This is a genomic window from Candidatus Symbiopectobacterium sp. NZEC135, from assembly GCF_025962695.1.
On sequence record NZ_JAGFPF010000121.1, the window covers coordinates 1 to 4726 of the forward strand.

6 protein-coding genes are annotated in these 4726 nt (G+C 49.1%); 4 read left to right on the forward strand and 2 right to left on the reverse strand.

The annotated features are described in order from the left end of the window. The coding region (locus J5224_RS23355) for a DUF1656 domain-containing protein (RefSeq protein WP_264627633.1) at positions 1-122 on the reverse strand (122 nt) is incomplete at its 3' end. Then, entirely contained in the window at positions 112-2148 is a 2037-nt protein-coding gene (locus tag J5224_RS23360) for an FUSC family protein (protein ID WP_264627631.1), read from the reverse strand. The genes J5224_RS23355 and J5224_RS23360, both read right to left, overlap by 11 nt. 76 nt (positions 2149-2224) lie before the next feature. On the opposite strand from J5224_RS23360, the gene J5224_RS23365 reads away from it, so the two are divergent. From J5224_RS23365 to J5224_RS23380, 4 genes are all read left to right on the forward strand, one after another. Further along, positions 2225-3031 carry an AraC family transcriptional regulator gene (locus tag J5224_RS23365; protein ID WP_264627634.1) on the forward strand — a complete coding sequence of 269 codons (807 nt, stop codon included), beginning with the start codon at positions 2225-2227 and terminating at the stop codon, positions 3029-3031. Positions 3032-3639: 608 nt separating this feature from the next. Continuing rightward, positions 3640-3834 carry an AlpA family transcriptional regulator gene (locus J5224_RS23370; protein ID WP_264627632.1) on the forward strand — a complete coding sequence of 65 codons (195 nt, stop codon included), beginning with the start codon at positions 3640-3642 and terminating at the stop codon, positions 3832-3834. Positions 3835-3888: 54 nt separating this feature from the next. Next, positions 3889-4473, forward strand: a complete 585-nt coding sequence (locus tag J5224_RS23375; protein WP_181829591.1) for a DUF2857 domain-containing protein — start codon at positions 3889-3891, stop codon at positions 4471-4473. Beyond that, positions 4463-4672 carry a TraR/DksA family transcriptional regulator gene (locus tag J5224_RS23380; RefSeq protein ID WP_048211278.1) on the forward strand — a complete coding sequence of 70 codons (210 nt, stop codon included), beginning with the start codon at positions 4463-4465 and terminating at the stop codon, positions 4670-4672. The genes J5224_RS23375 and J5224_RS23380 overlap by 11 nt, the downstream gene beginning before the upstream one ends. The last annotated feature ends 54 nt before the right edge of the window (positions 4673-4726 follow it).

Here is a 4726-nt window from a genome sequence, read left to right on the forward strand (position 1 = left end):
CGGCGGTAACCTTTGCTGAAAGAGAAAAGATGTACGAGAAATAGTGTACAGGTAAGTGCAACGAGGGCAATTACCAGCAGACCGGGTACAAAAACGCCCTCAATATTGAAATCATTGATCATTAGCAGGCTCCATTTTCTGAACGCTTAATGCGCAGTAAAGATCAACCAGTTGATCAACATAATGCCGCGATAGTTCATCTGTTACGCTCAAGCTGCGCTCAGTCAGACTGGCGATCCGTTGAAGTAAGGTGTCAATATCTGTCGAGTATGTAAGAAGAGTGAGCACTTCTTTTATTTCTTTGTTCGCATGCGCATCACATCGGCGTAATCGCATTACACACAGCCCTATACGCAGGGCGTACAACAAATGATGTGCCCGTTCCGGTGACTGTCCGCTGCGCTGCAATCGCGGCAGTATCAACGCTGCCCGATCGATCATAAGGTTGGTCCAGAGGGTTTCGTCTGTATTCAGCTTACCTTCCACGCTGCGGTTAATATCTCGCTGGCATAATTGAAGCAGCCGTTTTATCGCCGAATCAGCCTGCACAGTTTGCAGTAGGCTCATGCCGAGCACTGCAAAACCAGTAGCAAAAAATAGTGCGATAGAGGTATTCACCGCCACGGCAAAATCCCCGCTGTAGTGGGCACCCAGCTCGCACAAAATAGGCAGCGTCAGTGTGATCCCCATAGCCATAAACGTGGTAGGCGGTCTGGCCTGGAGCGATCCGGCCAGCAGATATACCGGAGCTAAAACCGTTACCAGCACGATAAAATCACTGACTTGTGGTAGTAGAACGAAGCTGTAGATCAGGCTTATCACAACGCCCCAGAAGGAGCCGATAATGTACTTAACAATATGCGGGGCAGGCGTATCGAAGCTGCCAAACAGTGTGCAACAAACGCCAAGGATAGAAACCGCCGTACCACCATCAGGCCATGCCGAGAAAATCCACACCAGACAGCCGCTCATAATGATGGCGAAAGCGCCCAGTGCGGTGCGGGCAGCAGTAAGAGGATCGCGGTGGAATACATATCCTTTCACGGTATTCTTTTCCGAGTGCGCAGGCGTCTGTTTCGCGTGATGAATGGCATCCGAAAGACGATAGCACTGCTGCACAAGGACAATGGCCTCTAACAGGTAGCGCATAAAACTTACACGCAGCGCTTCTTCAAACGTCAGCTCATACACTGAATAGCGCTGTAGTAATTTTTCACTCCTTTTTTTGAGCGCTTCACCCTCGCTTTTGAATTTTCCTTCATCTTTGCAGGCCAGCCAGACCTCAACATCACCCAGCAGAATTTGCACATCTACAGGTATCGTCGCTATCAGAGCTAAACGGTCGCGTAACTCACAGTTAACAATGACTAATCGGGCAAGCCGATCATGAAGCCTTTTTCTCGCTTGCCGGACCGGTACAGAGAACGCAAAATCATAAGGGATATGATGGCTGATACCCTGCAGGAACTGTAATGCCAGTGCCATATGCAGCGGCCCGGAAACAGCGTCGGGTTTGCCTGCTAAAGTATCTGCGACACGCTGTCGCGCCGAGAGCAGCGTCTGCGACAATTTACTGTTGAACTGGCCCGTTATGCGCGCGGGCAATACATAGCGATGAATAAGTGCCGCGCAGAAGATACCGATCATGATTTCCTGTACCCGAACAATAGCGATGTTAAAAATCGCACCAGGATCGGATACCGCAGGGAAGCCAATCAGACTCGCAGTGTAACCAGCCAGAACAAAACCATAGGCGCGGGGCGTGCGTTCCAGCAAAGATAAATAGAGGCAGAAGGTGATCCAGCCCGTCAGTATCACACTGAAAAATAACGGCATATTCACAAAAGCAGGTACAATTAATACCGTTATGCCCGCGCCGACTACCGTTCCCACCAGACGATACAGACTTCTGCTCAGCGACGCTCCGACGGAGGTTTGGGAAACAATATACACGGTGATAATTGCCCAAGAAGGCCGCTCCAGGCCAATTGACAGTGCAATGTAGTATGCGAGCATCGCTGCGGCAAAACTCTTCGCGGAATAGAGCAGAGCGTTCGCATCATTCAGTAGTGAAGGAGAAGCCATACCGCGAAGACGTTGGCATATCGTGTGTAAAAAATGAAAGTAACTCGCGTTAATTTTTTTCATGCCGGAAATTATTACCGGCTTGCATATCCACTTAAATACTCTATTCTGTCAAAAAATACCTAAATGTTGCCAATCTATGTTACCCCCACTCGCCAATACGCTGTTTGATCCGGATGCCACCCCCTGCCCCGCAGTCGCGCGTCATTTGGATTTTGTCGATTACGCGGCCGAAGTGCCTGTGCATACGCACCGCAAAGGGCAATTGATTATTGCCCTCTATGGGGCGGTCATTTGTCGCGCCGAAAATGATATCTGGATCGTGCCGCCTGATTGTGCCGTCTGGATCCCTGGGGGAGTGCCGCACAGCGCCAAAGCTACTTGGAATGCGCATCTCAACTATCTGTTTATCGAACCCGGAGCTGTCGCGCTGCCGGAGCGATGCTGTACTCTGGCAATTTCCAGTCTGATTAAAGAACTTGTTGCCCGTTTAACCCGCGAGGGCGTCGAATATCCACCGGAAAGCCATCCCGCCAGACTGACCAGAGTAACACTCGATGAATTAGCCACCATGCCTCAGCAGAAACTGAGCCTCCCTGTGTCGTCGCATCCTAAAATCCGCGCCATGGCCGATGCTCTGGTCAGTCAACCTGATGACAGAAGCACATTCAAAGCATGGGCAAAAAGACTGGCGCTTAGCGAGCGTTCTCTAGCGCGTTTAATGCTGCGCGAAACCGGGTTGACGTTCGGACGCTGGCGTCAGCAACTGCAACTGATAATTGCTCTCCAGGAACTGGCTAGCGGCGTTTCGGTTCAGAATGTTGCAGCTAATCTGGGGTATGAATCGGTTAATGCGTTTATCACCATGTTCAAAAAAACAATGGGCAGTACACCCGCGCACTATTTTGCCGAACGGAAAACAAGCGCATACTTAACCGATATTTAGCGACATCAGGTTATCCAAGAAACCAGAGGTGAGTCATAGAGCCGTATGCAGCATCCTGACGTATCCGTCTCCCTGTGCGGGGTACCGCACCACAGAATCTTTACCACATGGAACCTCCAGCCAGGACCATATTGCCTCAGCCGCCTTAACGATAACAAGAATCAAAGGACAGTATTATATCTGCTGGATCGGTCTATACATGATCGGGAAGCACAATCAATTTAGCATTGTGTCAAGGAAGTAGTTGAGCATATATGTTTTGACCACACAGAACACTTCTATGACCATGCTTCATAGCGTATTGCTACCAGAGTGGTAACGCCCCCCTGACTGAAATTCGCAATGAATGTATTTAACCGCATCTTTTTATTCTCTTCATAATCACGCTAAACCATAACGCCGTTGCAACAGCGACACGCTGGAAACTGCCCTGCAGCATCCCCCTTCACCACATCATTATCCAACTAACGACGTATTTATTTTACTACAAAACCGTACTAAGGGCCTTCCCGTCCGTAATAAGGGGTCCTCGACTTCCCCTAAGTTTTCTGCTGTGTTTTTTTATTTTCTCTGGACATATACCAGTTATTCCACAACAGGAGAATACGATGACATCACATCAGTTATTACGTTTAAAACAGGTCGAAGATAAAACCGGCCTAAAACGCTCCCAGATTTACCTGTATATGAAAAGTGGTTCGTTCCCACGGTCTATAAAAATTGGACCGGCAAGTGTGGCATGGCTCGAATCGGAAATTGATGAATGGATCAACCTTAAATTAGCCGGGCGAGAAGCCAGTTGAAGACACCTGTCTGTTTTACCATCTTCCCGAACTACAGAGTGAGGAGATAATATGATGATCCCATCAGTTAATTACACCATTCTGACAGATGCTTTGCGCGCTTTGCATGAAGGGAATATTCGTTACTGCGAATTACTGGGATTTACTTTCGACGAAATGAATGCGCTCAGTCAGCTATCACTTGATGAACTCTTTGCCGTCAGCCGGATGGCAGCTCCTTTTATTGCGGTCACAGTCCGTCATGATGTTTTGCATCATTTACTGGCGCAGGCTCACCAGGAATACCTGCGACATCAGCAGATTAACAAGGCCATCCGCTTGGGTGGTTCTATCGCATTGCTCAACCAGTTTTTTGGCCTGACGTCTAATGACGTCTGCCTTCGCCGTCGGTTACTGGGTGTCAGCGTGCCGTATGGCCGGACGCCTGAACCGGATGAGAAGACGGATGCTTCTATCTGGCGGCAATGGCAACAACGCCGGGTGGAAAACTTGGAGTCGCCAGATGCGCTGATGGCCATGATGCAGATAACTGAAGTCCTGCTACCAAGGTTCCAAAGACTGTCTCTCACCACAGTCTGGAAGCGCATTACACTCTGCGAAAAGGAAGCCGCCAACAGGAGGGCATCACATGCCGGATGAGATCGACCGCGATCAGGAGTTCAATGAACAACGACTGGAAGAGATGATTGAACAGAGCCGTTTCAAACCAGGAACAACACCATCATTATTCCACTGCCGTTTATGCGGTAAACCTATTCCTGAAAAACGACGGCAAGCACTACCGGGCGTAACAACCTGTACGGAATGTCAGGATAAACTTGAACGCCGTCGGTGTTAAATGTGAGCCAAAAGACGTATGAGTAATAAACTCTCATACGTCTTTATCTGTATC